Annotated in this window: 1 rRNA gene; it reads right to left on the minus strand. The window is 43.5% G+C overall.

What is annotated here, in order from left to right:
- Positions 1-216, minus strand: a 23S ribosomal RNA gene (locus ACH2AZ_RS12585); the annotation flags it as partial.

Below are 216 nucleotides of genomic sequence, written 5' to 3' on the forward strand. Positions count from 1 at the left end.
GCTTTATTCGCTTTTCTTGGAAGTTGGTCCTATGTATTATCACCGCCGCCGTAGCTTAAGTGTACTATCGTAACCTTGAAGTTACTTCAACGTACTATTCCGTCAGTACGCAACATATACCCAACTCCGTCACTTTTATTATAAAGCAGGTACAGGAATATTAACCTGTTGTCCATCCACTACCCCTTTCGGGTTCGCGTTAGGTCCTGACTAACC

Origin of the sequence: uncultured Mesonia sp. (assembly GCA_947499595.1) — a bacterium.
In the GTDB taxonomy this organism is placed as follows: domain Bacteria; phylum Bacteroidota; class Bacteroidia; order Flavobacteriales; family Flavobacteriaceae; genus Mesonia; species Mesonia sediminis.